Origin of the sequence: Leptothermofonsia sp. ETS-13 (assembly GCF_049200465.1) — a bacterium.
GTDB lineage: Bacteria > Cyanobacteriota > Cyanobacteriia > Leptolyngbyales > Leptolyngbyaceae > Leptothermofonsia.
In genome coordinates this window covers 5,161,273-5,184,166 of record NZ_CP120836.1, presented here as the reverse complement: position 1 = coordinate 5,184,166, position 22,894 = coordinate 5,161,273, and the positions used below count along the sequence as shown (strand labels likewise).

The following is a 22,894-nucleotide window of genomic DNA, read 5'->3' as shown; positions in this document are numbered from 1 at the left end:
CGCTTAAACCTCCGAGGTTTGCGTAAGCCAGTTGTTAAGTAACTGGACAAAATTAAGTTGAAGATAGATTCGGGGGTGGAAGGGGTGGAAACCCCTGCCTGGGAGCAAAGCCCCCATTCCTTCTTCTTCTAATTAATTGGGTGCAGCTACTTAGTGGTTGGTTGTTAGTTGTTAGTCGAGTGGTGATGTTCCTGTGAGAATTTTGCTGATTGAAGATGACGAAATTTTGATTGATGCGCTTCGCCAAACATTGACCAGCCAGCACTATGTAGTTGATACGGTAGAAGATGGTCGCAGTGGTTGGGAGTATGCCCAGAGTACAGAATACGACCTGATCCTGATGGATGTGGGTTTGCCTGGGTTGGATGGAATTTCCCTGTGCCAGCGACTGCGTTCTGAGGGGTGTTCAACTCCTATCCTGCTGATTACTGCACGAGATGCGACCACCGATCGCATTCGGGGACTGGATGCAGGTGCCGATGATTATTTGATTAAACCGCTGGATTTATCAGAACTTCAGGCAAGGGTGCGGGCATTGTTGCGGCGGGGCACGGTTCCCACTTCACCCATACTTCAGGTTGGTAAGTTGCGACTCGATCCCTCTACGGTTCAGGTCAGCTATGGCAATCAACCATTGAATCTGACGCCCAAAGAATATTCCCTGCTAGAGCTGTTTTTGCGCAATCCATCGCGAGTCTTTAGTCGGGGGCAAATTTTGCAACACCTCTGGACGTTTGACGATCCGCCGCTGGAAGAGAGTGTGAAGGCACACATCAAGGGACTGCGGCAAAAGCTGAAAGCTGTTGGTGCGGCGGACTGGATTGAGAATGTTTATGGGATTGGCTATCGGTTAAGGGAAGGAGTTGACCATCAAGAACAGGAGCAGACAGAACGTTCACCCCTCGCCCCTCGCCCCTCAGCCCTCAGCCCTCACCCTCCCTCCACTGAACACGAACACCAATTTAACCAAGCGATGGGGGATCTGTGGGAACAGTACCAGGGGTTGATGGCGCAGCGGCTGGAGGCATTGCAGAAGGCGGCGGCAGCGATCGCAACTGGCAAGTTAACGGAGGCATTGCGCCAGGAGGCAGGGAAGGCGGCTCACAAACTGGCGGGTGTGCTGGGGATGTTTGAGAAAGAGTCGGGAACTCTGCTGGCACGAGAAATGGAGCACATCTTATTGACCGAGGGCGCGTTGTTGCCGGAGCAGGAGCAACGGCTACTGGAACTGGTGCAGGAAATGGCCCGGTTGCTAAACCTGGGGAAGGGGGAGCTATCTCTGCCACCAGAGGCGGCTCAATTATTGTTAGTGGATACTGACCCGGAGTTGCAGCGATCGCTACAGATCCTGGGGCAATCCACCGGGATGGGCTGGCAATTTGTAAAAACCTTGCGGGATGCAACTGACTGGCTGCGATCGCACACCCCCTCACTGGTGGTGCTTGCGGTGGACACGATCGGGCAGGAAAACACCCTGGCACTTGTGGCCGATCTGGCTGCACGCACTCCGGCTGTTCCAACACTGGTACTGGCGGCAGCAGATGAATTGTTAGACCGGGTAACGGTTGCCAGAGCAGGTGCACAGGGATTTCTGGTCAAGCCAGTAACCGCACCCCAGGTATGGGAGGCAGCCACCCAGCTATTGCAAAAGTCCCGCTCTCAAACGGCCAATGTGCTGGTAGTGGATGATGACCCGATATTTTTGGGTGTGCTGCGATCGCTCCTGGAACCCTGGGGGATGCGGATGACCGGACTGGACGACCCCCTACGCTTCTGGGACATGCTGCAATTGATTTCCCCCGACCTGTTGATTCTGGATGTGGAAATGCCTGAAGTCAGTGGAATTGAACTCTGTCAGGCCGTGCGTACTGATCCCACTTGGCAGGGGCTTCCTATCTTGTTTCTCACCGCGCACAAGGACTCCCAGACAGTGCAGCAGGTGTTTGCAGCCGGGGCCGATGACTTTATCATCAAGCCTGTTGTAGTACCAGAACTGTTAACCCGGATTACTAACCGACTGGAGCGGAACCGTCTGCTCCAGACCCTTTCTACCCGCGATCCTATTACTGGACTAGCGAACTACCCCCAGTCCAGCCGCGATCTGGAATGGTTGCTCCAGGAAGCCACTCAAACTCAGCAGCCTTTTTGTTTGGTGGTGTTAACGGTGGCCGACCTGCGTTCAATTAACATTCAGTATGGGCATGGGGCAGGCAACCAGGTGTTACAGCGCTGGGGACAGGTGTTGCAATCAGCCCTCCGTAGCGGTGAAGTGACGGGTTATTGGGGTAACGGCGAGTTTGTCGCTGGTCTGCCTGGATTAAAAAAAGCCGAAGCCCGCGATCGCCTCGCCGATGGATTAGCCACACTCCGACGACAGATATTTTCGGCACCGGATGGTAGGCGATTTCAGGCCACCTGCCAGGTTGCGATCGCCGAGTATCCCACTGATGGAGCTACCCTTCAGGCACTTTATCAGGCAGGTAGCTCAGTTCCAGTAGGGAAGTGATAAGGGGATGGGGGGATAGGGGATGGAGGGCATTGCTGAATCTGGGGATGAAAAAGGTGCTGGATGCTTGAAACTTCGTTTCAATTCATCCCACTTTTCAGCAACGCTGACCTACCAGTAGATCAAAACAAAAGTTTTGAAGGGGGTGGAGAGGGTGAAACCCCCACTCCTCCATGTTGCAAAATTGATGTCTTGCAACACTAGTGGGTCATTTGGCATGTATAGCTCTACGCGGATGCGTTAGGAAATTGGAATTAGAGAGGGAGTGGGGGCTTCGCCCCCAGCCAGGGATTCCACCCCTGCACCCCGTCCTAAATGACTACCACTATACATCCCCCTCCTTAAAAAGGCAGCCTATCCTAAAAAACGTACCTAGCGATCTGTAATGGCTATATTCGAAGCAAATGACCCAATAGTAGTCCGCCAAGCAGATTTTGAAGGGTTTGCAAACCTTCAAAACCTCGTAAATTTGTTTTTCTGGGTTTAGATAACCAGGCAAAGTTCCTTTAATGAACCACTAGTGCAAACTGCTATTAACACTAAATAAGTGGGTCAAATTAGATTGAACATGGCGTCTCTGGCCCCCCTTGTAGTTCCCCCTTACCAAGGAGGACTACAAGGGGGTAGCTAGTTTAATTACGCCTACCCATTGACTCCTCTGGAGGGAGTTTTACGGGGGGTACGAACCTAACCGCTCACTTCCTTTACATTAGAGGAGTGGAGGATGATTAGACAGATAAACAATGGGACGCAGACTTGGATTTGGACTATTGTGGTTGGGATTTGTTATTTACGCATTTTTTCTGTCTCCACCCCAACAGCCCGACACTTTTGCGCTAATTAAACATCTTTCTACTGGGCAAATAGCTGGAATCAATCCCCTGGTGGTCTTAATTTTCAACCTGCTTGGGGTTTTCCCAGTGATTTACAGCTGTCTCTTGTTTTTTGATGGGCAGGGACAGAGAATTCGAGCCTGGCCCTTTGCAATCGCATCCTTTGGAGTAGGAGCATTTGCACTCCTACCATACCTGGCGTTTCGGCAACCCAATCCTTCCTTCTCAGGGCAGAAGAATTGGTTTTTGAAACTGCTTGACTCGCGTGGATTGGGAATTTTGCTCGCGCTTGGCACCTTTGGTTTAGTGGTTTATGGAGTAACTCAGGGAAACTGGGTCGATTTTCTGGAACAGTGGCGCACCAGCCGCTTTGTTAACGTCATGAGTCTGGATTTTTGCCTGCTCTGCCTGCTTTTTCCTGCCTTGCTAGGGGATGATATGGCGCGGCGGGGACTGAAAAACTCCTGGATCTTTTGGGTTGTTTCCCTGGTACCGTTACTCGGTGCCGCTTTTTATCTTGTGTTGCGCCCCCGATTGGCTGAGTCCTCTCAGGCTGACTCTGGGCTTAATCAATCTCAGTCCTATGGCACTTTTTCATAAATTTCTTGTAAGTCTGTGTGGCCTTTTTGTAAAGCCCTCACACCACTCGATTCCATTACCAGGTTCTAGCTAGACTAGTGTTGCACTAAATTTTGCAACATGGGGGTTTGGGAGCGGAGCCCCCAAGCAAGGGTGGCCCCCCTGCACCTCCAACAGATCTTTCGTTTTGCTGTACTAATGCAAGGTGTGATAGGCATTGAAGTTTTACTATAAGTTCACTAAGGGGTAGATGTGACATTCAATCAATCAACGATTTTAGTGACGGGAGGCGCAGGATATATTGGCTCCCATGCAGTGTTGGCGTTGAAACAAGCCGGATATGAAGTAGTCGTTTTGGACAACCTGGTGTATGGCCATCGGGAGCTTGTGGAGGATGTGCTGAAGGTGGAGCTTGTTGTGGGTGATACCTGCGATCGCCCCCTGCTTGATCAGATATTTGCCACCCGTAATATTGCTGCGGTAATGCACTTTGCCGCTTACGCCTACGTAGGCGAGTCGGTGACGGAACCGGCAAAATACTATCACAACAACTTTATTGGCACCTTGACCCTGCTGGAGGCGATGCTGGCAGCTTCTATTAAAACCTTCGTGTTTTCCTCCACTTGCGCCACCTACGGTGTTCCAAACACAGTCCCCATCCCGGAAAACCATCCCCAAAACCCAATTAATCCCTATGGGGCAACCAAGCTAATGATTGAGCGAGTGTTGCAAGATTTCGATCGAGCCTACAATTTCAAGTCGGTTTGCTTCCGCTATTTTAATGCTGCCGGAGCCGACCCGGAAGGGCGGTTGGGCGAAGACCACAATCCCGAAACCCACATCATTCCACTGGTATTGCAGACTGCGTTGGGCAAGCGAGAGTCGGTTTCTATCTTTGGCACCGATTACCCTACATCGGACGGCACCTGTATCCGTGATTACATTCACGTTACCGATCTGGCTCAAGCCCACGTCCTGGGTCTGGATTACTTGCTGAAGGGCGGCGAAACCACAGTGTTCAACCTGGGTAATGGCAACGGGTTCTCGGTTAAAGAAGTGGTTGAAGTGGCTCAGCAAATTACTGGTCGAACAATCAAAACAGTGGAGTGCGATCGCCGCCCCGGTGACCCTCCAGCCTTAGTGGGAAGCAGCGATCACGCCCGTACAGTTCTCGGCTGGGATCCTCAATATACCGATTTGCACACCATTATTTCCCACGCCTGGAACTGGCACCAGAAAAGGCATGGGTGAGGCTCGTACTCAAACTCATACTTTTCTCACCGTGTCTTTACAGCGATTTCACCCAATTGCGAATGGCGGTAGTTACCTTAGATTCAGTTGGGTTGGTAATGCCCACTCCATGAGAAGAACGGGACGGACAGCAGTGGGGGGCTTGTTGCTGTCCGTCTTGCTTTGGGAGACTAAAGATTGATATAACTATAGTCACTAAGTTTAGGAACGGGGTGCAAGGGGGGAACCCCTGGCTGGGGGCGCAGCCCCCCACCCCTCTCTTAAACCCAATGTCCTAAGCAACCTGGCGACAGCTGTATCAGGATTTGTGGATAGAATTCCTCACTTTTGCTGAGTTTGACTCCGAACCCATTGCCGCAGAGCCCGAATGACGGCATTATCATCTTCTGTTTCTGCCAGTTGAAGAAACTGCCCTAAGGTTTCTCCAGAGATCATTGGAAATGTAGGGCTAAATTCACACTTAACATATTCACCCGCTTGAAGTTGAAAAATGGTTATCCCGCTCTGTTCTGTGTAGTGCCAAACTTCTGGTATTCCAAGCTGCAAATAAATTCCAAACCTGCGGTGGGAAGAACTGGTGATATCGACTTCAATGGCAAGATCAGGAGGTGGATCGTCAGAGAGATGGAGTCTACTCTCAGGTCGTCCCGGACGAGATTTGCCCAAAACCTCTGCTACGTGCTGAATATAGAAACACGAATCGGGTTCGACTCCACGGTTTAAATCTTCACGATCAAGGGTTGTGGAACCACAGTTCCGAATTTTTAAACTCAATTCATCCGTCAGAGCTGTGACCATGAGAGCTAAGAGCCGATTGATAAATTCATGCAAATTTGAAGGCATGATGATTTCTAAAATTCCCTGGTCATACGCCAACCTTGAAGATCGATGATTACCCAGATCTTTCAGCAATGCCTGGTAGGTCTGCCAGGTCACTCCTTCCAGAACGACATGTTGGGTTTGTCGAGATGAAGGAAGATGCAGAGTTGCCGTCATTGCTGCTTACTCTCAGGGGAAGGGACTGTTTTATACCTGTATTTTAGTCAGTGTTTGATAGTGAACTGTCGTTCTAGCCAACCGATACTGTAGTCAGCAAAGAGAGCGATCGCGGCGGCTGGAACTGCCCCGGCTAAAATCAACTGGTTATTTACCACTGAAATTCCCCGAAAAATGAACACACCCAGCCCCCCTGCCCCGATCGCGGCGGCAATGGTGGCAATGCCAATCGCAATCACGGCAGCAACTCTGACCCCTGCCAGAATCACCCCCATCGCCAAAGGAATTTCTACCTGGGATAGCAATTGCCAGTCTGTCATGCCCATCCCCCGCCCCGCTTCTCGAATAGCCGGATCGATGCTGGTAATGCCCACATACGTGTTGCGAATGATGGGTAGAAAGGAATAGAGGGTAAGGGCAATAATGGCAGGCACCGGACCAATACCGACCAGCGGAATCAGTAAACCAAACAGAGCCAGGCTGGGAATCGTTTGCAGAACGTTTGCGATCGCCAGAATGGGTTGGCGCAGAAAGGATTTGCGCGTAATCAAAATGCCGAGGGGAATGCTGACAAGGGTGGCAATGGCGATCGCCACAGTCACCAGCAGCAAATGTTCTCCGGTTCGTTGCAAAATCTCAGAGCCATAGCGAATCAGAAAAAAATTGCTCACTAACTTTTCTCACCAAACTGATTGTGGTAAACCGATTTAGTTATCTTCTGTCTCTAACCGTCTTATTCGGCGTTCTAAAGCATTCATTCTCTCTTCTAAATCCAGGTGATCAGATTCATTGGTAATGCTGTAACCAATAAGACAGTCAACTAAACGTTGCTGGCGCTGCTGATACTCCAACAATCGATCAATTTCCTGGCGTTGATTTAACTGACTCTCCTGTAACTCCCGCTGTACAGCAAGCATCTATTCTAATGTGCGTTGAATTTCGCCAAAGGTCATTGGCGGCCCCCATTCCGATTCTAAGTAGGTAGCCACAATCTAATTGTAAAGGGGGTGGAGGGGGTTCCCCCCTGGCTGGGGGGAACCCCCTCCACCCCCAAAATTATCCTTAAATTTAAATTACGCCTAGCTATTTACTTATGTTCTAACCAACCTCTAAAGCCTTTTGCCAGGCTAACTTTGCAGCACCAACGATGCCTGCCTGGTTGCCTAACTCTGCTTTTAGTAATTGCAGTCCAGCACGGGAACTGGGCAATACCCGCTGCTCAATTTCAGCCAAAACGGTGGGGAAGAAAAAAATCGGCACTGGCACTTACGCCGCCTCCAATAATGATCGCCTCTGGCGTCAGCACATAAATGAGGCTGGCTAACCCTGCTCCCAGATCTCGTCCATAGGTCTGCCAAAATGCCAGAGCCTGAGAATCCCCTGCCAGTGCCAGCATGCCCAACTCCTCCGGTTCCATTCCCGTGCGGCGGCGAATGGCCTGCACCGAAGTGTAGGACTCCAGCGAACCCCGATTGCCACTGTTGCAGGGAGGCCCTTCTGGATTAAGGGTAATCAATCCCAACTCCCCAGCCGTACCGTGATGACCTACGAAAAGTTTGCCGTTGAGGATAATGGCTCCCCCTACGCCCGTTCCCAACGTCAGTAGAATCAGGTTTTGATACCAGCGTCCGGCTCCTAACCAGGCTTCTCCTAAACCGGCGCAGTTGGCATCGTTGGCAATAATGACAGGACGTTCGGTTTTGGCTTCCAGCCAATCTGCCAGGGGAACATTGTGCCAACCGATGAGGTTAATGGCTACTCTGGCAATGCGTCCCGTGGCATCGGCCGGACCGGGAGTGCCTACCCCGATCGCGATGGCCTGTTTTTCTGGGTCAATTTGAGCGATCGCCTCTGCCATTGCTGCCAAAACCGCTTCTGGTGTTGAAGGCTGAGGTGTCGGCACACTGAGTGAATGCAAACAGGCACCATCCCGGCTAAACCGCCCCAGCTTAATCGCGGTGCCGCCCAGGTCAACTCCCAAAACCTGGGCTCTAGGCTCAATTGATTCCCCACTCATGGTGATGATATTGAATCCACAGTGATCTCAGTCGATCATAAACGGCTGGGTAAGCGTGGGGAATGGGGGTGGGAATTTAATCTGGCCCACAGCCGGAGGATGTTGGCTGAGAAGAAAACTTGAAAAGCTGGAAGAATTTTTCCCATCCCCACAGACGATCAGTGCCAGTGGCGCGATCGTAGCTGGTATAGGCATCTTTATACCGTCCCAACCGATGCAGCACTACCCCTCGAAATGTCCAGGCTTCCCGATCATCCGGAGCAAGTCCAAGGGCGCGATCGCAACTTTCTAAGGCTTCCTGATAGCGCTCCAGATGAATCAAAACGACACCATGAAACGTCCAGGCTTCATGGGAGTCCGGTCTAAGCTCAATCGCTCGATTAAAGTTTCTCAATGCTTCCGAGTAACGACCCAGATTAGCCAGGGCATCTCCCCGACCATACCAGGCTGCATAGTTATCCGGGGCAAGCTGGATAGATCGACTGTAGAGAGAGAGGGCTTCTTCATAGCGTCCCTCTTCTGCCAGGGCTGCCCCTCGCCGATTCCAAAATTCAACGTCGTCTGACTTTACTTTCGTAAAATGATTGGTGGTTGTCATTCGCCGTTCCATATCACCTAGGTAAGCTAGCGTGAGTGTTTAATGCCAGGGATCCGAATACCGCTCGAAGCGGAGACTGGTAGAGCCACCACGCAGACACACCACTGCCCAGGGAACTTCGGTAAACTTGCCGGGGGTAAGGGATAAAAATCCTTAACGCTTGCGACAACTGAGCTCAATTTAGCCAGTTATATAGTATCAGCCACTCTCATCATGACATGCAGAAGTGTGCCAGTGTAAAAAATGTCGCCTTACTGGATAGACGAAATTCAACGATTGGGCAATGAGGCTGATCAGATACACCATTAGAGCCTGAAATCAGCAATCGTTCTTTTGCAGAAATTGGTTTTTAGGAATACAAGAATTGAATTTCCAGCCTGAATGGGTGTTGATCAACCAAACAAAGGTTATGATTTCCGGTTAATGTTTAAGGCAGTGGATTCATGGCAAAACGACAAGTAGGACTGTTGTTTGGAGGTTGCTCAGGAGAGCATGAAGTATCCATCTCTTCGGCACGGGCGATCGCCCGTGCCTTTGCGGACGAAGCCAATCAAGCAAGGTATGAATTACGACCCTTTTACATCCAAAAGGATGGACGCTGGCACACTGGCACAATCGCTCAGACAGTCCTCGATACGGGTTGCCCTTTGCAACCAGAAGAAACGTCAACTGAAGGTAGGCAGTCTTCTAACTGGCACTTTCCAGCAACCACTGCCGAAGTAGACGTGTGGTTTCCAATTCTGCATGGCCCCAATGGAGAAGATGGCACTGTTCAGGGATTACTCACCCTGATGCAGGTACCCTTTGTGGGCTCTGGTGTTCTGGGCTCGGCGATCGGGATGGACAAACTTGCCATGAAAACTGTGTTTGCTCAGGCAGGACTGCCTCAGGTGAAATACCTTGCAGTGAGCCGTGCCCAGGTCTGGTCAAACCCCTGCGTCTACCCCAAGCTGTGCGACGAAATTGAGGCAACGCTAGGTTATCCCTGCTTCGTTAAACCCGCAAACCTGGGGTCTTCTGTGGGTATTTCGAAGGTACGTAATCGTACTCAATTAGAAGCCGCTCTCGACAGTGCCGCCAGTTTCGATCGCCGCCTGATTGTAGAAGCAGGTGTCGTTGCCAGGGAAGTCGAATGCGCTGTTTTAGGCAATGACCACCCGAAAGCTTCTGTGGTGGGAGAAATCACCTACCAAAGTGAGTTTTATGATTATGAGACTAAATATACCGAGGGCAAAGCTGGTTTAGTGATTCCAGCCACCATCCCAACATCAGTAAGTGAGCAAATTCGGGAGATGGCCCTTCAAGCCTTTCTGGCCATTGATGCAGCAGGATTGGCAAGGGTGGACTTCTTTTATGTGGAAGCGACGGGCGAAGTATTAATCAACGAAATCAACACCATGCCTGGTTTCACAGCAACCAGCATGTATCCCCAGTTATGGGGTGCCACTGGCATTTCCTTTGCAGAACTGGTGAATCAATTAGTTCAGTTAGCATTGGAACGAGGAGGGGAGGTCACTGGGCACCCCCACTAACGGGAGGAATTAACACCACCTCATCCCCATCTTGAAGGGGTGTGTTGGGCTCAACAAACTGGAGGTTAATGCCAAAGCGAGTCAGATCGCGCCATTCGGCTAATTGGGGATGTTCAGCAATGAGGCGATCGCGCACCGCTGCAACCTCTGTCCCCGGCGGAAACTCCAGAATGACTTCTGAAACTCCAGAGGCTTCCTGATAGGCCGCAAACAGCTTAACCGTAACCGTGACTTTAGGCTCAAACATGGATTGAGTTGTTAGTTGGGTGAGGAATGAGGGGTAGTTTTGGGTTCTAAGTTTAGATAGAGGCGATAGGGTGGGGGGATGGGGGGATGGGGTTTTGAGTTCTAAGTTTTGGAGTTTGTCAAATTTTGGGTTTGTCAGTTTCTTTGTGGCAATGCTGGAAATTCTTTGTGGCAGTGCTGGAAAGGGGGGCAAGGGAAAATCAGGTCTTCAAGGAGTCAGAGCCTCGTTTCTAGAACACCCTCCTCCACTTCCTATTCTCTCTTCTGTCTCCTTTCTTCTTTCTTCTCCCCTGCTTCCACTCATCTGTCTCCTGCTTCCTCAGCCTTCACTTAAAACGTAAAAGCAAAGTCCGTTCAGACATAATTTAAATGGAAAATTTTCTACTTTCTGTTGACGACTATCGATTGGTATAGCTACAACCAACAGGCTTTGCCCCCGCTGGTTACGCCACTGGTTTGAATCTGATTGTTATTTATTTGTCTCTGGCTAACGCCTGGACCGTAGGTCTGACTGTAGTTGCGAGCCTGGTAGTCTCCATCGTTCCGATAGCTCACCTGATTAGCAAATCATCGGGGTGGCGATCAGGGTTGTTGGCAGACTCCACTATCTATCTGGTAAAGCCACCTGCGGTAGCACCACCCCGGCCAAGAACGTTGTTGTAAAGGGCGTTCATCTAACTCCGCTAACTTTCGGTTTGAGACCCATTGGAATTGGGAGTGTTAACGTTTTCCTAGGCAAAAGCAGGCAGCCCCAAAAGACTACTGACTGCGATCGCCCCAAACAGTGCAGTCGCTTTCCTGACCAGGTTTTGACTTCTTTTTAAGTTCATCATATTTGAGATATCTCCTTCAACTGTCGCAAAACTGCGAGCTTCCAGAATCTGAAATTGGTTAACTTCGATACAGTTGAAGTCTAGAAATCTGGCGTTACTGATTTCTCTGCCATGGGTGAGATCTACCCACTAAACTTAGGTTCGATCTCTATCAAATGCCCTTTGTAGCAGTCTTTCGCATTGTGTTTCACAAAGGATTGGGTTAGTCTTACGGAGTTGCCTGACAGGAGACTCTCCATGCTAGAGCTATACCAATTTGAACTGTCCCACTATGTTGAAAAGGTGCGTCTGATTCTGGACTATAAAGGTCTGGCCTATCGGAAGATTGAGGTGACTCCCGGAATTGGCCAACTTGACTTGATACGAATGACCGGGCAGCGACAGGTTCCTGTATTAAAGGACGGAAGCGAAGTGATTGCAGATTCAACAGCGATCGCGGAATACCTGGAAAAACAGTATCCCGACAAGCCCATTATTCCCACGGATCCTAAATTGCGCGGCTTGTGTCTGCTCATAGAACAGTGGGCCGATGAATCGATTGGGATTAATGCCCGTAAATGTTTGATTAGCGCCATGGGCCAGGATCCTAGTTTCCGCACCGCGACCCTGCCAGCCGAAACTCCCAATTTCCTCAAAAGCTTAATTGGAGCCGTTCCTGGCAACCTCTTCACCCTTCCTGGCCTGCCCGATCCCTTCAAGTCTGCCAAAGATGCGATGAAACGTGATTTAGCATCGCTGTGCTTCATTCTGATGGAACAGCCCTACCTGGTTACCGATCATCCCACCCTGGCCGATTTTGCTGTGGCCGGGCTGACTATGTACATCAAGTTTCCCGAAGGTCCCTATTTAGATATTCCCGCTTCCCTCAAAGGCAAAGGCGTTCCCGGCATTGCCGACGTGGGTACCTTTGACCCCTTCTTCACCTGGCGTGACAAACTCTACACCGACTTCCGCCAGGCTTCTCCGTCTTCCAGTTCCACCTCCCCATCTTCCCCAACCTCGATCAATATTGAATAATGCAAGTTGAGTGAGTTGTGGGGAATGAGCAAACCGCTCCATCCTTGCCTGTAGGAAAACATGGAAGTTAAATGCCTGAAAATCCAGTTTTTTCGCGGCATTGAGGATCTAACTCTAGAGTTAGATCCTCAAATAACTGTATTGATTGGTGTGAATGGACTGTATTGATTGGTATGAATGGAGTTGGAAAGTCCAGTATTCTCGATTGTCTGGCTATTTTGTTGCAAGAACTAATTCTGAGCCAAATACTGGACAAGCTTAACCTGAAGCGAAATTTTACAGCAGCCGACTTTAAAGCTAAGCATAGAGAGATTTATGTAGAGATTTTGTTAACTGCTAACTCTCAAACTGGAAAGCTTTCAAACTGGAAAGCTTAATTTGATCGGTCACTTATCAAGTGGAAAAACTTCCAAAATCTTTCAAGAAAAGACTTTTCAAGGAGAATTGTCAGTTTTTTTCCGAAGAATCAGAGACCAACTAGAATCTGGTTCTAGTCAAGAAACAGCCCAGACTAATCTGCCACTTTTTGTTTATTATCCAGTTAATCGAACGGTAGAGGATACTCCGTTAAAAAGTGAGAATGCACTTACTTTTCAACCCATTGATGCCTATGAAAACCCATTGATGCCTATGAAAATGCACTAACTGGAGGACAGGTTAAATTTGAGGACTTCTTCAGATGGTTCCGAAACCAGGAGGATTTGGAAGCAGAGTATTTACGAGACGACTCGACCTACCGCGATCGCCAGCTAGAAGCAGTTAGAACCGCAATCCCTCAGTTTCTCCCAGGATTTTCAGACTTACGAGTGCGCCGTTCCCCGCTTCGCATGACTATTCAGAAGCAGTGTCAAGAACTCATCATCAATCAATTATCGGATGGTGAAAAATGTTTGCTGGCAATGGTAGGGGATATTGCCAGGAGATTAGCGATCGCCAATCCTGGCTTAGAAAACCCACTCCAAGGAGAAGGCGTCGTTTTAATTGATGAAATCGAACTCCATCTCCACCCCCAATGGCAGCGGAAGATCATTCCTTCTTTGAGAAGTGCCTTTCCTAACTGTCAATTCATTGTTACAACCCACTCTCCTCAAATCATCAGTCACGTTGAACCAGAGAGTATTTACATCATTTACATCCTTGAGGCAACGCCTGAAGGAATTAAGGCATTTCGACCTGAATACTCTTTGGGACGAGATAGTAATACAATTCTTGAAGATTTAATGGGGGTCCCAGCCCGTCCAAAAGAATACCAGGAGAAGCTTCAGGAATTGTTCCAGTTGATTGAAGAGGGAGATCTGAACGCTGCCCGCGAAAAAGCCGCACAGCTATCCGTAGAAATTGGAGCAGATGAAGCAGAACTGGTCGGGGCAAGGGCAGCGATTCGGCGGAAGGAAATTTTGGGTCGATGAGGCAGATTCATAAAAGCCAGGAACCTGCAAGCCTGACAAACTGGAAAGCACTTCAGAGAAATACTCCTAATTTCTATTACAACTATTTACAAAATCCTGCCAAACGCGAACTCCATCAGGTTCTTCTGCAAGAGCAAGGCTATCTTTGCTGCTATTGTGAAATGCGCGTCAGCCAGCAGAATAGTCATATTGAGCACTTAAAACCGCAGAGCGAATGTTCCAGTGAAGAGACGGTAGAATACATCAACCTTCTAGCTTGCTGTCAGGGAGAGGGCGAAGTTTCTCGAAAACCAGAACATTGTGGGCAAAGGCGGGGCAAAAGCCCACTTAATAGCAATAGCCACCAGGCTTAAGACGGGGTGCAGGGATGGAACCCCTGGCTGGGGGCGAAGCCCCCACACCCCCTTAAAACCGATGTCCTAAGCAACCTGGCGACAGCTATAAGATTACGCCTCGAGATTCCGCTTGCTCTAATGCCTTTCGCTTTACTGAGGATAGCCAAATTCTGGCTAACTGGAATCTGCCAACGAAAGAAGCGGCAGAATCAGTTATTGAAGTTCTTGGTCTCAACATTCCTAAACTTCAAAGAATGAGAAGAGAAGCCATTCGGAAAAACATCCAAGGTGCTGAAAACTTGACCCAGGAAGAAATTTAGAAGTTGATTCAGGTTTTTGAAAACCGAAGTGCTAGTGGAATGTATGAGGAATTTTGTAGTGCTGTTCTCTACCAATTGCGGCAATTTATGATTTAGCTTAGAACATCTGTTCTTTTTGTCTAGAACTGGTGTATTATTTAGAGTTGTCATCCCAGTTCAACCCTCGCTAAACGGGATGGTGTGGGATAGGTATGACCTTAGAGATGCCACTGGGTTCTGTTGTTCAAGGCTCTCTGAGCCAGGGTTTAGAAGTGCGCCTGCATCCAGATGTCTCGGTGGAAGACATGCGGGTAGGTAAATTTTTGGTCGTGCAGGGGGTGCGATCGCGCTTCTTTTGCATGCTCACCGATGTCTCCCTCGGAACGGGCAGTCCCCGCATTCTAGCAAACCCACCCGACCCGGCCAATACATTCTTGCAAGAAGTCTTAGCGGGCAGTGGCACGTTTGGGACAATTAATCTATCGCCGATGTTGATGATCAGCCAGGAGGTGAGGAGGCAGGAGCCAGGAACCAGGAACCAGGAGCCAGGAGCCAGGAACCAGGAGCCAGGAAATCATTCAAAACTCAAAACTCAAAACTCAAAACTCGCCTCTTACGACGCTCAATCCAGCGCCCCAATTGAACTGCTCCCCGTCAAGACCATTCCCAGCCACTTCAGCCAGGTCTACGACGCCAGCGAATGGGATTTCCGGGCCGTGTTTGGCTGGGAAGATGACCCTCATCGGCGGAATTTTTCCGTAGGGCAACCGATTGATATGGATGTGCCGATTTGTCTGGATCTGGACCGCTTTGTAGAGCGCAGCAACGGAGTCTTTGGCAAGTCAGGCACTGGAAAATCCTTTCTGACAAGGTTGCTGCTGTCTGGCATTATTCGCAAGCAGGCTGCTGTCAACCTCATTTTTGACATGCATTCTGAATACGGCTGGGAAGCGACGCGGGAAGGGAAACAGTTCAGTACTGTCAAAGGGTTGCGCCAACTGTTCCCCGGACAGGTACAAATCTACACCCTCGACCCGGACTCCACCAAACGGCGTGGGGTGCGGGACGCCCAGGAGCTTTACATCAGTTTTGACCAGATTGATGTGGAGGATCTGATGTTGGTGCGGGGAGAGTTAAACCTGTCGGAAGCCAGTTTAGAAAATGCCATTATCCTGAGAAACGAATTTGGCAAATCCTGGATTTCGCGGTTATTGACAATGAATAACGAAGAAATTCAGGAATTTTGCGAAACCAAGATGGGTAGTAAGTCTTCTATCATGGCGCTTCAGCGTAAGCTCAATCGTCTGGCTGAATTGAAATATATCCGGAACTCCTGCCCACACAACTATGTAGGGCAAATCCTGGAATCCCTGGAAGCGGGTAAGCATGTGGTAGTGGAGTTTGGCTCCCAATCCAATTTGTTGTCTTACATGCTGGCCACCAATGTGATTGCCCGTCGCATTCACCAGGCTTACGTCCGTAAAGCCGAGCAGTTTTTACAGACCAAAAAAGTGAGCGATCGCCCCCGCCAATTGGTCATCACCATTGAAGAAGCGCACCGTTTCCTTGATCCGGCTACCGTGGGGCAAACCATCTTTGGCACCATTGCTCGCGAAATGCGGAAATACTTCGTCACGTTGCTAGTGGTTGATCAGCGCCCTTCTGGCATTGACAACGAAGTTATGTCCCAAATTGGTACCCGCATCACCGCCCTGCTAAACGACGAAAAGGACATTGAAGCCATCTTTACTGGAGTAGCTGGAGCGCAGAGCTTAAAATCGGTTCTGGCAAAACTGGATTCTAAACAACAGGCCCTGATCCTGGGTCATGCTGTTCCAATGCCGGTAGTGATCAGAACCCGTCCCTACGATGAAACCTTCTATGCCGAAATTGGTGACCCCGCATGGGAAGAGATGCCTAGCCCGTTGGTGTTCAAAGCAGCAGAAGCAGCTAGAGCCGACCTGGGCATTTAAATCCAACCCTGGCGACACAGCGTATACCTTTTAGAGCAAATCTTCTTTTCCCTAACCCGTCCTGTTAACCACCCATCTACACACAAAATCAACATTATTGTCATACCCTGGTTGCAACCATTCAATACACTCAACCGCAGGAGGTGTACAACCTAAAAAGATTCACTATGGCTGTTGCAGATATCCTCACTAGAGAGGTTCAAAAAGTTCGGTTATCCCTCTCAGTTGAGACTAGCCACGACGACGCGATCAAGGCACTATAGGATTGCAAAGCCGAATTCATGTGACGTGCTAGATGCATGCCTTTGGCATCAATTGAAACCTTCTCATACTGGATTTTTCCTGTTTTGCAGAAAATATGAATCGATCATCCATCTGAATCATCCAGTAGGGGGAAACCAAACGACTTTACCGGCGTCTATAATTTGTAATAATATTGATTAAAACTCATAACGATTCCGCGTTTGTACTTATTCTTGTATTTGTCCTCGCCTCACCCATCGTATCCCCGTTATTAGTAAAGTCCAGACGTTTCATCAAGTCTTTTTCCTGATTCTCTGAAAAGTGTTGCAACTGGGCTAGCAGTCCAATCCTATCGGTGTTTTGCCAAGGGACTCGCCTTTCCGGGAAAGGTGAGTCGCTTCTCAAAAATCTAGTTTCTGTTTGTATGTTCCCTTGTCTTTTGTTTACGGAGTTAAGTACGCATCCATGACCACTGCCACTACTAAATCTAAAACCGCTAAGCCCACCTTCACGGCAGATATGGTTCGCACGTATTTGCACGAAATCGGTCGCGTACCGATGCTGACCCATGAGCAAGAGATTATCTATGGCAAGCAAGTACAGCAGATGATGTCGCTGCAAGAGAAGAAGGAAGCCCTTGCCAAGAAACTGAATCATGAGCCAAGTGAGCAGGAGCTGGCAGACCACGCCAAAATCAGCGAAGCTGACTTAAAGGACATTATGCAGAAAGGTCGGCGAGCGAAGCAGAAGATGATTGAAGCGAACCTGCGTCTCGTTGTCTCCATTGCTAAGAAGTACCAGAAGCGTAACCTGGAGTTTCTAGATCTGATCCAGGAAGGCACAATGGGACTGGAGCGTGGTGTGGAGAAGTTTGATCCCACCCGTGGCTATAAGTTTTCGACCTATGCTTACTGGTGGATCCGGCAGGCAATTACGCGGGCGATCGCACAACAAGCACGCACTATTCGCCTCCCAATTCACATTACCGAGAAGCTGAACAAGATCAAAAAAGTCCAGCGAGAGCTTTCTCAAAATCTCGGTCGTGCAGCCACCGCTTCTGAAATCGCAGAAGCTCTGGAGTTAGAACCAGCCCAGATTCGCGAGTATCTGACCATGGCTCGTCAGCCAGTGTCCCTCGACCTGCGTGTGGGTGACAACCAGGATACGGAACTGCAAGACCTGTTGGAGGACGATGGACAATCTCCTGACACCTTTATGGATCAGGAATCCCTCCGTCAGGATCTGGAAACCCTCATGGCTGAGTTGACTCCCCAGCAGCGTGAGGTGCTGACTCTCCGCTTTGGCTTAGAGGATGGAAACGAGCTTTCTCTGGCAAAAGTGGGCGAACGTCTCAACCTCAGCCGTGAACGGGTCCGCCAGCTTGAACGGCAAGCTCTTGACCAACTTCGTCGCCGTAAAGCACGGGTGAGGGAGTACCTGGCTAGTTAGGCACTAGCACAGCAAAATGAAAATTCTGTTGGGGGTGTAGGGGGTCCTCCCTGTACCTCCATGTTGCAATGTCAGACGATGTTTTACTGATTGCTCGTGACCAAGCTTCAGCCTGGTCAGGTTGGACGAGAAGCTCCTGCTGCCGATTGAATCTGGGAAGTCAGAGCTTCCATTGATGGGTTTGCTAAGCCGGAGCTTAAAAACCAGGAGAAGCGCAATCTTTATCACGGCCAAGTTATATAGCTCTACGCGGGTGCATTAGGCCATTGGAATTATAGAGGGAGTGGGGGCTGCGCCGCCAGCCAGGGGTGGAACCCCTGCACCCCGTCCTACTCAAAATCATTACTCACAATCATTACCGCTATAAACGCCATGACTCCCTCACCTCTTCGCATTGCCGATATAGAATTTCTGCCGTAAGTGATGCAACTCTTCAGCCGTCACCTCTCGCCATTGACCGGGTTGTAGCCCTTCCAGGCTGAGGTAACCAATCCGAATCCTTACCAGCCGCAAAGTTGGAAACCCTACCGATGCAGTCATCCGTCGGACCTGACGGTTGCGCCCTTCTGTCAGAGTCATCTCCAGCCAGGAGGTTGGTACGGTCTTACGAAACCGGATAGGTGGGTTGCGCGGTGGGAGGGGAGGCTCCGCTTGCAATAAAATGACCGTTGCGGGACGAGTGCAATAACCCTGAATCTCTACCCCCTGTCGGAGTTGGCGTAAAGCCGTTTCATCTGGAATGCGTTCGACCTGTACCCAGTAGGTACGGGGATGCTGAAATTTGGGATCACTTAGTTGATGCTGAAGTTGTCCATCGTTGGTTAACAACAACAGCCCTTCACTATCGTAGTCAAGCCGCCCCACGGGGTACACCGATGGTACAGGAATGTAGTCCTTCAGGGTCGATCGCCGCTGTTCGATGGAACTATCATCTGTAAACTGGCAGAGGACATTGTAGGGCTTGTGAAACAGGAGGTAGCGGTAGGACACGGGAGGGGGGAGGGGTGATGGAGTGATGGAGGGGGGGAGTGATGGAGTAAAGAAACGAGGGTGTTCTAGAAACGGGGCTCTGGCTCCTTGAAACCCTGATTCCCTCGACCCCCTTTCCAGGATTGCCACGAAGAAACTGACAAAGTACTAATGAAACTCAATCCTGAGTAGGGATAGATCATCATCCAGGGAACCTTTGGGGTTAAGGGCTTTGATCCGTTCCAGGATATAATCTAACCCGAAGCGATCGATATTTCGGGCATCATTTACCAGCAAATCGACAAACGCCTCCAAACCCCAGATGTTGCCGTCAGGCTGCATGATTTCATAAACCCCATCGCTAAAGATGTAGAGAATGCCAGAGGATTCAATTTCATAACGCTGGTTAACAAAGCGAGTGTCAGGCAACATCCCAATCGGCATACTGGAAGTTTTTAAGGGCACAAATGGCCCTCCTCCCCTTGAGGCTTTTGGGAGCAGGATCGCTGGGGGATGACCGGCGCTGGAGTAAATCAACTGCCGCTTGACCTGGTTGTAGACACCGTACCAGATGGTAAAGAATTTGTCGTTCTGGTTATCCATCTGAAAGGTTTCGTTTAGTGCCCGTAACACCGAATTGGGCTGGTAGAAGTTGACTCCATCCATGGATTGCGATCGCAGCAAATTCAGCACCGAGATCGAGGGCAACGCCGCTCCCAACCCATGTCCCGACACATCTAATAAATAAATGGCGAGATAATCGGGGTCAAGCCAGTAATAGTCAAAACAATCTCCTCCCAATTGCCGGGAAGGGATAAAGCGGGAATCAATTTGAAGCTTGCCCGTCATTGGGGGAGGGAGGAGCGATCGCACATACTCCGCCGCTTCATTAAACTCGGACTCTAACACCCGTTTCTGTGCTTGCAAGTCCTGGTTCACCTGATGCAGACGGAGGCCCGCCCGCACTCGCGCGGTTAGTTCATCCAGTTCAATCGGCTTGCAAAGGAAATCATCGGCCCCATTATCCAATCCTCGTACCCGATCTTCTACCGTTGTTCGAGAAGTCAGCAAAATAAAGTATGATGCTGCTAGTTCAGGGTCAGCTTTAATGCAACGGCAGACCTCTAACCCATTCATTCCTGGCATCATCCAATCGCAGATGATGACCGCAGGCAAATATTCTGCTGCCATCTTGGCCCCTTCTCTACCGCTGGTAGCAACGATAACATCATAGCCCTGAGCCACCAGTAGCTTTCTGAGAACAATTTGGATGGCAGCATCGTCATCAATAATCAGGATCTTGGGCATAGAGGGGTGAATAGGTTAAAGCGATGACCAAGGGTTAAACAGCCAAGATGCTAAATGAAAATTTCAATTCATTGAAACAACACCTGTCTGGGCAACGCATATACTGGTTCCCAGGTTCTCAATTTGAGGATTTTCAACCGTTGCAGCCAATCCACAGAGACTCCATTCAAGTAAATACAGACCTCAATGCTCTGATTCAAGTTCTTGCATGGTTTGACCAGTTTAACTGTCCTCCGGTCTCTTATCAAACCTGGATGCAATGTCAACTTGCTCTGGCAGAGGGGTTTACCAATGCGGTACGCCATGCCCATCAAGGACAACCTGTTGAGCGGTTGATTGATATTGAAGTGGTTATTTTTTCTGAATGGCTGGAAATAAGAATCTGGGATCACGGGGCACCGTTTAACCTGATTCAGAAGTTGAAGAGTTTACCGTCTGAAATGGATACCAATGCCGAAGGGGGACGGGGCTTAAAACTAATGGAACGCATTGCTGACTCGTTGAGCTATACACGAACAGAGGACGATCGCAACTGCCTGTTGATTGTGAAGCATTACTCGGAGTCCGCTTAACCAATCAGAACTTATTCGAAAATTAAAATTGCGATCGCTTAAATCCCAGTAAAATGGGCATTTTTTCGTGATGAAGAATTTGCAAAGCTAACCACCTAACTCCCTCCTGCAAGGCTACTATGCAGCTTAAGACCCATTCAGGAAAGTTATCTAGATTAGACAGACTAAAATCAGTCTAAATACACAGTCTAAATACAATTTAGATCGCTTGCATTGGTCAGTGAGACACCTCTTTAGGCTTCTTTTAGGGAGCAAAACATTGATAACAATCATCATGTGGTTTACTGGACGAATAATCTTTTTCATAAGTTAAGCCTTTAAAAAATTTGCTATTTCTATTTGCTATTTCTCCTATTTCTATTTGCTATTTCTCATAGATCTGACAAGATGCAAGTAAAACTTGCACCTCACTTCACGCGACTAATTTCAGATGCAGCTTTGAAACCATTTTGGAGAAAACGAACCTTGAGAGACTTCTTGAAACAATGCGGTGTTTCTGAGACATTGTTAGCGACATGGAACGAGGATGAAACAAAAAGAGATTTTTAGATCGTCTCCTTCCAAAACTTCATGAGTCCGATTCAGGGCACCAAGTTGTTGTTAAGATAGCTTATTCCTTAATGGAGCAAACAACTTTTCCAGCTTTGAAGAACTGGGAAAATAGCAAAGACAAAATTCGAGATGTCTATACTGCTGTTGAATGGTTAAAAGCTTTTCATAAAAAACAACTAGCAGAAATTGAACGACAGATATCTAAAGAACAATCTTAAAGACGTTTTAGAGAGCATGCAGCAACAAAGCTCAATCTTGCACCATGCCAGGCTAAATGAGGGTGCAAAGCTTCTCGCAGTAGAGTAATCTGATTCCTGAAGGTTTCGTGGATAGAATATGGTAATTCTCATGAACCCCTTTCCTGCTCCCCTTTTGCGAGCTTTTGTCCTGTACTTAGGGAGCAGGCATAAAACATAAAATAAAATGTTGGGATAAAATTTTGAAATGCCAGAATAATAAAATGTCCGGTTTGCGATCAGACCAGTCAGTTCTAATATAAGCAGCATACACGCCGTGATTCATAATGTCATACTCAAACTACAGCTAGTGATGCAACTGGGGTTACTTCTAATCAAGGCGAAAAGATTCTGGAAGGTGTTGCAGGCTTAAGATTAAAGAGATGTCTGCTATGTGGCCAAATTTTTAGGGAATGGTGTAGATGTTCTTCCTCTTGTTGCGGTAAGATTGTACTTCTGTGGGTAAGAGTTGAGCAACACAGGAAGAAATATGGCGAAGCGCGTTCAGTTAGTTCTTAATAAAGACGTCAGCAAATTAGGTCGGGCAGGAGATCTGGTAGATGTTGCTCCCGGTTATGCCCGTAATTATTTAATTCCCCAGGGATTGGCGGTGCAGGTAAATCCTGGCATTTTGAAGCAAGTTGAGCGGCGCAAAGAGCTAGAACGACAACGCCTCCTGGAAGAGAAGCAGCAAGCCGAAACCCGTAAGAAAGCACTGGAAACTGTAGGTCGGTTCATGATTGCCAAGCAGGCCGGTGAGAAGGACGCTATTTTTGGTACCGTAACTAACCAGGATGTGGCAACGGCGATTCAGGAAGCTACGAATCAGGAAATTGACCGCCGCGGAATTACTGTTCCCGACATTCACAAACTGGGTTCCTACAAAGTTGATATCAAGCTGCACCCAGAGGTGACAGCAACCGTAGAAATCCAGGTAGTACCCGCGAAAGCCAGCGAATAGCGGTATATCACCTGCTATAGCCCTATGGAATGCCCCTGGTAAGTTCGCGTTACTGGGGGTATTTTGATGCGATGAGCACATTTCTGACTCCCCTCATTTATAGCTATAGCCACCAGGCTTAGGACGGGGTGCAGGGGTGGAACTCCTGCACCCCGTTCAAATTGCAAGAAGGATCGCTAT

The 22,894-nt window shown here is 49.0% G+C and carries 23 protein-coding genes; 14 read left to right on the top strand and 9 right to left on the bottom strand.

Annotation, left to right across the window (positions count from 1 at the left end):
- The first annotated feature begins 193 nt into the window (after positions 1 to 193).
- The 3 genes from P4D80_RS23615 to galE all read left to right on the top strand — a co-directional run bounded on the left by P4D80_RS23615 (position 194) and on the right by galE (position 5,169).
- On the top strand, positions 194 to 2,506 hold the full coding sequence (locus tag P4D80_RS23615) for a response regulator (RefSeq protein ID WP_421656499.1): 2,313 nt from the start codon (positions 194 to 196) through the stop codon (positions 2,504 to 2,506).
- 743 nt (positions 2,507 to 3,249) lie between these two features.
- A complete protein-coding gene (locus P4D80_RS23610; protein ID WP_421656498.1) occupies positions 3,250 to 3,939 on the top strand; it encodes a DUF2834 domain-containing protein in 690 nt (229 codons plus the stop codon).
- 231 nt (positions 3,940 to 4,170) lie between these two features.
- Entirely contained in the window at positions 4,171 to 5,169 is a 999-nt protein-coding gene (gene galE / locus P4D80_RS23605) for a UDP-glucose 4-epimerase GalE (RefSeq protein ID WP_421656497.1), read from the top strand.
- Positions 5,170 to 5,490: 321 nt separating this feature from the next.
- On the opposite strand, the gene P4D80_RS23600 is transcribed toward galE, so the two are convergent.
- The 6 genes from P4D80_RS23600 to P4D80_RS23575 form a co-directional block, all read right to left on the bottom strand.
- Positions 5,491 to 6,165 carry a Uma2 family endonuclease gene (locus tag P4D80_RS23600; RefSeq protein ID WP_421656496.1) on the bottom strand — a complete coding sequence of 225 codons (675 nt, stop codon included), beginning with the start codon at positions 6,163 to 6,165 and terminating at the stop codon, positions 5,491 to 5,493.
- A 47-nt stretch (positions 6,166 to 6,212) separates the two neighbouring features.
- On the bottom strand, positions 6,213 to 6,836 hold the full coding sequence (locus tag P4D80_RS23595; RefSeq protein WP_421656495.1) for an ABC transporter permease: 624 nt from the start codon (positions 6,834 to 6,836) through the stop codon (positions 6,213 to 6,215).
- A 36-nt stretch (positions 6,837 to 6,872) separates the two neighbouring features.
- Entirely contained in the window at positions 6,873 to 7,082 is a 210-nt protein-coding gene (locus P4D80_RS23590) for a hypothetical protein (RefSeq protein WP_421656494.1), read from the bottom strand.
- A 181-nt stretch (positions 7,083 to 7,263) separates the two neighbouring features.
- The gene (locus P4D80_RS23585; RefSeq protein ID WP_421656493.1) at positions 7,264 to 7,398 is read right to left on the bottom strand and encodes a hypothetical protein; all 135 of its coding nucleotides are present in this window, start codon (positions 7,396 to 7,398) and stop codon (positions 7,264 to 7,266) included.
- Entirely contained in the window at positions 7,391 to 8,182 is a 792-nt protein-coding gene (locus P4D80_RS23580; protein ID WP_421656492.1) for an ROK family protein, read from the bottom strand. The genes P4D80_RS23585 and P4D80_RS23580 overlap by 8 nt, the downstream gene beginning before the upstream one ends.
- 76 nt (positions 8,183 to 8,258) lie before the next feature.
- The gene (locus P4D80_RS23575; protein WP_421656491.1) at positions 8,259 to 8,792 is read right to left on the bottom strand and encodes a tetratricopeptide repeat protein; all 534 of its coding nucleotides are present in this window, start codon (positions 8,790 to 8,792) and stop codon (positions 8,259 to 8,261) included.
- Positions 8,793 to 9,223: 431 nt separating this feature from the next.
- Here P4D80_RS23575 and P4D80_RS23570 point away from each other — a divergent pair, with 431 nt between their 5' ends.
- Positions 9,224 to 10,312 (top strand): D-alanine--D-alanine ligase family protein, encoded by a 1,089-nt coding sequence (locus P4D80_RS23570; protein WP_421656490.1) that lies wholly within the window; start codon positions 9,224 to 9,226, stop codon positions 10,310 to 10,312.
- On the opposite strand, the gene P4D80_RS23565 is transcribed toward P4D80_RS23570, so the two are convergent.
- The gene (locus P4D80_RS23565) at positions 10,293 to 10,559 is read right to left on the bottom strand and encodes a MoaD/ThiS family protein (protein ID WP_421656489.1); all 267 of its coding nucleotides are present in this window, start codon (positions 10,557 to 10,559) and stop codon (positions 10,293 to 10,295) included. The two genes, P4D80_RS23570 and P4D80_RS23565, sit on opposite strands and share 20 nt — an antisense overlap.
- A gap of 455 nt (positions 10,560 to 11,014) precedes the next feature.
- Between P4D80_RS23565 and P4D80_RS23560 the strand changes: the two genes are divergently transcribed.
- The 7 genes from P4D80_RS23560 to P4D80_RS23530 all read left to right on the top strand — a co-directional run bounded on the left by P4D80_RS23560 (position 11,015) and on the right by P4D80_RS23530 (position 18,116).
- Entirely contained in the window at positions 11,015 to 11,221 is a 207-nt protein-coding gene (locus P4D80_RS23560; protein ID WP_421656488.1) for a hypothetical protein, read from the top strand.
- Between the two features lie 407 nt (positions 11,222 to 11,628).
- Positions 11,629 to 12,408 carry a glutathione S-transferase family protein gene (locus tag P4D80_RS23555; RefSeq protein ID WP_421656487.1) on the top strand — a complete coding sequence of 260 codons (780 nt, stop codon included), beginning with the start codon at positions 11,629 to 11,631 and terminating at the stop codon, positions 12,406 to 12,408.
- Between the two features lie 164 nt (positions 12,409 to 12,572).
- Positions 12,573 to 12,785: a hypothetical protein gene (locus tag P4D80_RS23550; protein ID WP_421656486.1), complete on the top strand. Its 213-nt coding sequence runs from the start codon at positions 12,573 to 12,575 to the stop codon at positions 12,783 to 12,785.
- A 324-nt stretch (positions 12,786 to 13,109) separates the two neighbouring features.
- Positions 13,110 to 13,817, top strand: coding sequence for an AAA family ATPase (locus P4D80_RS23545; RefSeq protein WP_421656485.1), 708 nt, complete (start codon positions 13,110 to 13,112; stop codon positions 13,815 to 13,817).
- The gene (locus P4D80_RS23540; protein ID WP_421656484.1) at positions 13,814 to 14,170 is read left to right on the top strand and encodes a retron system putative HNH endonuclease; all 357 of its coding nucleotides are present in this window, start codon (positions 13,814 to 13,816) and stop codon (positions 14,168 to 14,170) included. The genes P4D80_RS23545 and P4D80_RS23540 overlap by 4 nt, the downstream gene beginning before the upstream one ends.
- A 493-nt stretch (positions 14,171 to 14,663) precedes the next feature.
- Positions 14,664 to 16,424: a helicase HerA domain-containing protein gene (locus P4D80_RS23535; RefSeq protein ID WP_421656483.1), complete on the top strand. Its 1,761-nt coding sequence runs from the start codon at positions 14,664 to 14,666 to the stop codon at positions 16,422 to 16,424.
- 708 nt (positions 16,425 to 17,132) lie between these two features.
- The gene (locus P4D80_RS23530; RefSeq protein WP_421656482.1) at positions 17,133 to 18,116 is read left to right on the top strand and encodes an RNA polymerase sigma factor, RpoD/SigA family; all 984 of its coding nucleotides are present in this window, start codon (positions 17,133 to 17,135) and stop codon (positions 18,114 to 18,116) included.
- Positions 18,117 to 18,497: 381 nt separating this feature from the next.
- Here the strand turns inward: P4D80_RS23530 and P4D80_RS23525 are convergent, their stop codons facing one another.
- Positions 18,498 to 19,106 (bottom strand): pseudouridine synthase, encoded by a 609-nt coding sequence (locus P4D80_RS23525; RefSeq protein WP_421656481.1) that lies wholly within the window; start codon positions 19,104 to 19,106, stop codon positions 18,498 to 18,500.
- 147 nt (positions 19,107 to 19,253) lie between these two features.
- Positions 19,254 to 20,393, bottom strand: coding sequence for a PP2C family protein-serine/threonine phosphatase (locus tag P4D80_RS23520; RefSeq protein ID WP_421656480.1), 1,140 nt, complete (start codon positions 20,391 to 20,393; stop codon positions 19,254 to 19,256).
- 140 nt (positions 20,394 to 20,533) lie between these two features.
- Here P4D80_RS23520 and P4D80_RS23515 point away from each other — a divergent pair, with 140 nt between their 5' ends.
- From P4D80_RS23515 to rplI, 3 genes are all read left to right on the top strand, one after another.
- Entirely contained in the window at positions 20,534 to 20,965 is a 432-nt protein-coding gene (locus P4D80_RS23515) for an ATP-binding protein (protein ID WP_421656479.1), read from the top strand.
- Between the two features lie 620 nt (positions 20,966 to 21,585).
- Positions 21,586 to 21,735, top strand: a complete 150-nt coding sequence (locus P4D80_RS23510; RefSeq protein WP_421656478.1) for a hypothetical protein — start codon at positions 21,586 to 21,588, stop codon at positions 21,733 to 21,735.
- A 508-nt stretch (positions 21,736 to 22,243) separates the two neighbouring features.
- Positions 22,244 to 22,714 (top strand): 50S ribosomal protein L9, encoded by a 471-nt coding sequence (gene rplI, locus P4D80_RS23505; RefSeq protein WP_421656477.1) that lies wholly within the window; start codon positions 22,244 to 22,246, stop codon positions 22,712 to 22,714.
- Positions 22,715 to 22,894: the final 180 nt, after the last annotated feature.

What these genes read in the sequence shown, in the direction of transcription:
- P4D80_RS23535 (WP_421656483.1), top strand. Translation starts at nt 14,664, where the DNA reads ATGACCTTAGAGATGCCACTGGGTTCTGTTGTTCAAGGCTCTCTGAGC.
- P4D80_RS23540 (WP_421656484.1), top strand. Translation starts at nt 13,814, where the DNA reads ATGAGGCAGATTCATAAAAGCCAGGAACCTGCAAGCCTGACAAACTGG.
- P4D80_RS23575 (WP_421656491.1), bottom strand. Translation starts at nt 8,792, where the DNA reads ATGGAACGGCGAATGACAACCACCAATCATTTTACGAAAGTAAAGTCA.
- P4D80_RS23580 (WP_421656492.1), bottom strand. Translation starts at nt 8,182, where the DNA reads ATGAGTGGGGAATCAATTGAGCCTAGAGCCCAGGTTTTGGGAGTTGAC.
- P4D80_RS23610 (WP_421656498.1), top strand. Translation starts at nt 3,250, where the DNA reads ATGGGACGCAGACTTGGATTTGGACTATTGTGGTTGGGATTTGTTATT.
- P4D80_RS23570 (WP_421656490.1), top strand. Translation starts at nt 9,224, where the DNA reads ATGGCAAAACGACAAGTAGGACTGTTGTTTGGAGGTTGCTCAGGAGAG.
- P4D80_RS23600 (WP_421656496.1), bottom strand. Translation starts at nt 6,165, where the DNA reads ATGACGGCAACTCTGCATCTTCCTTCATCTCGACAAACCCAACATGTC.
- P4D80_RS23520 (WP_421656480.1), bottom strand. Translation starts at nt 20,393, where the DNA reads ATGCCCAAGATCCTGATTATTGATGACGATGCTGCCATCCAAATTGTT.
- rplI (WP_421656477.1), top strand. Translation starts at nt 22,244, where the DNA reads ATGGCGAAGCGCGTTCAGTTAGTTCTTAATAAAGACGTCAGCAAATTA.
- P4D80_RS23530 (WP_421656482.1), top strand. Translation starts at nt 17,133, where the DNA reads ATGACCACTGCCACTACTAAATCTAAAACCGCTAAGCCCACCTTCACG.
- P4D80_RS23510 (WP_421656478.1), top strand. Translation starts at nt 21,586, where the DNA reads ATGGAGCAAACAACTTTTCCAGCTTTGAAGAACTGGGAAAATAGCAAA.
- P4D80_RS23565 (WP_421656489.1), bottom strand. Translation starts at nt 10,559, where the DNA reads ATGTTTGAGCCTAAAGTCACGGTTACGGTTAAGCTGTTTGCGGCCTAT.
- P4D80_RS23555 (WP_421656487.1), top strand. Translation starts at nt 11,629, where the DNA reads ATGCTAGAGCTATACCAATTTGAACTGTCCCACTATGTTGAAAAGGTG.
- P4D80_RS23590 (WP_421656494.1), bottom strand. Translation starts at nt 7,082, where the DNA reads ATGCTTGCTGTACAGCGGGAGTTACAGGAGAGTCAGTTAAATCAACGC.